We start from the raw sequence: 2,395 nt of genomic DNA on the forward strand, positions 1-2,395 counted from the left end.
CGGGCGGGGCCGCGCCCGCGTGGCCGGCCGGTCGCCGCCGATGTGCTGCCCGACCGGTCGGCGGCGGCGGCCGGTAGCCTGCCCTCGAGCAGGCTCGGACGACAGGTGGGAAGAGGTTCGGTGGAGCGGGTCACCATGGCTGATGTTGCCGAGGCGGCCGGGGTTTCGGTGGCGACCGTCTCGTACGTGCTGTCCGGCAAGCGCCCGGTGCGGCCGGACACCCGCGCGGCCGTCGAGGCCGCGATCCGGGAGCTCGGGTTCACCCCGAACACCACGGCCCGCAGCCTGCGGACCGGCCGGTCGAGCCTGGTCGGCCTGGTGGTGCCCGATCTCGCCAACCCCTTCTACGCGCAGTTCGCCGCCGCCCTGCAGGAGCGGCTGCGGGACCTCGGGCTGCACGTCGTCGTCTGCAACACGCGGGCGGACCGCAGTGAGGAGCTGGCCTTCGTCCGCGAGGCCGCGCAACAGCAGTTCGCGGGCGTGGTCATCACGCCGTTCCGGTTGACGGCGAAGGACCTGGAACTGCTGGAGCGGGCCGGGGTGCCGGTGGTGGTGAGCGCGGACATCCGGCTCGGGCAGGTGGACCGCGTGGCGCCCGAGGCGCGTTCGGCGATGCGGGCGGCCCTGCAGGCGGTGACGGATGCCGGGCGCCGGCGGATCGCCATGATCGCGGGACCGCGGGACGCGACCGGCGGCGATCCGCGCCTGGAGCTGCTGCGCGAACTGGCCCGCCAGTTCGGCACGGAGTTGCCGCACGGCCTGGTGGTGCGCGGCGAGCACACCCGTGCGGCGGGGGCCGAGGGCTTCGGCGAACTGATGAGCCGCAGGCATCCCCCCGACGCCGTGTTCTGCGCGAACGACGTGATCGCGGTGGGCGCCATGGACCGGGCCGAGGAGCTCGACGTCCGCATCCCGGGCGACGTCGCGCTGGTGGGCTACGACGACGCCGTGTTCGCCTCCCTCGTCCGTCCGCGCCTGACCACGATCCGCTATCCCGCGCAGGCCGCGGGGGAGGCCGCTGCCCGACTGCTGCGGGAGCGGATCGACGGGCGGACCGTGCCCAGGACGGTGCGGGTCAAGGCCGAGTTCGTCGCCCGCGAGTCCGTCTGACCGCAGGCGCAGGGCGGTCCCACCGGTGTGTCACGACGGCCGTGCCGCGCCCGTCGGAGGCAGTTTGCGTAATCGATTACGCGATGTTCTTGCGCCGCTCGATCCGGCGGACGGGGCAGCATCTATGCAGGTAGAAGCCTTGAATGGTGGCTGGCGGCAGAGGTCGTCCGGCCGCGGGAGTGTAACTTTCTTCGTCGATACCCTTGACTTGCTCCGAATCGTGCTCGGTAGGTTTCCGCCCTGTGGTTCCCGACCCTCGGCCCCAAGGAGCACCCCCATGGCGATCCACCGTCGATTCCCCCGGTCCAGACGCGCAGGCGCCTGCGGCGCGGTCCTGGCCCTCACCGTGCTGACGGGATGCGGCGGGGGCGGCGCCGGCTCCGACGGTGCCGATGCCGCGCAGTGCCGGCCCGCGTCCGGGAAGGTCTCGCTCGAGTACTGGTCCTGGGTGCCCGGCATGGACAAGGCGGTGGCGCTGTGGAACAGCCGGAACCCCGACGTCCAGGTCACGGTGAAGACGGTGCCGGCCGGCAACGCGGGCACGTACCAGAACCTGTCCAACGCCGTGAAGGCGGGCAAGGCCCCCGACCTCGGCCAGATCGAGTACGACGCGCTGGCGAGCTTCCGCCTCAAGGACGGCCTGCACGACATCTCCGCCTGCCCGGGGGTGCGGCAGGCCGAGAGCTCCTTCGCCGACTGGACCTGGTCCCAGGTCGACTTCGGCGGCAAGGGCGAGGACGGCGTGTGGGCCGTCCCGCAGGACACCGGCCCGATGGCGCTGTTCTACCGCAAGGACATCTTCGACCAGCTCGGCCTCGCCGCCCCCACCACCTGGCAGGAGTACGAGGCGGCGGCCCGCACCCTCAAGGCCTCCGGCAAGGGCCGGTTCATCACCCACTTCTCGCAGACCGACCCGAACTGGTTCACCGGCCTGCTGTGGCAGAACAGGGCCACGATGTTCCAGCGCGACGCCGACACCTGGAAGGTCACCGTCGACCGGCCCGAGAGCCGGGAGGTGGCCGACTACTGGCAGCGGATGATCGACGACAAGCTCGTCGCCACCGACCTCCAGGGCTTCTCCCCGGCCCTGTACAAGGCGTGGAACACCGGGGAGGTCGCCACCTGGATCAGCGCCGCGTGGGGCTACAGCACCATCCGGGACAACGCCGGGGCGACCGCCGGCAAGTGGGCGGGCTCCACGAAGACCAAATGGAAGTAGGGAGTTCTGTAGAAAGTGGGTTTGGGAAATAGTGTTTTTGAATATGTTTAGATAAGGGTGATATAC

2 protein-coding genes are annotated in these 2,395 nt (G+C 71.0%); both read left to right on the forward strand.

What is annotated here, in order from left to right; genetic code table 11:
- The first annotated feature begins 135 nt into the window (after positions 1–135).
- Positions 136–1,110: a LacI family DNA-binding transcriptional regulator gene (locus ABZ641_RS33315; RefSeq protein ID WP_344622207.1), complete on the forward strand. Its 975-nt coding sequence runs from the start codon at positions 136–138 to the stop codon at positions 1,108–1,110.
- A gap of 277 nt (positions 1,111–1,387) precedes the next feature.
- The gene (locus ABZ641_RS33320) at positions 1,388–2,329 is read left to right on the forward strand and encodes an extracellular solute-binding protein (protein ID WP_359987957.1); all 942 of its coding nucleotides are present in this window, start codon (positions 1,388–1,390) and stop codon (positions 2,327–2,329) included.
- Positions 2,330–2,395 lie beyond the last annotated feature (66 nt).

Origin of the sequence: Kitasatospora sp. NPDC007106 (assembly GCF_040634455.1) — a bacterium.
GTDB classification, from domain to species: domain Bacteria; phylum Actinomycetota; class Actinomycetes; order Streptomycetales; family Streptomycetaceae; genus Kitasatospora; species Kitasatospora arboriphila.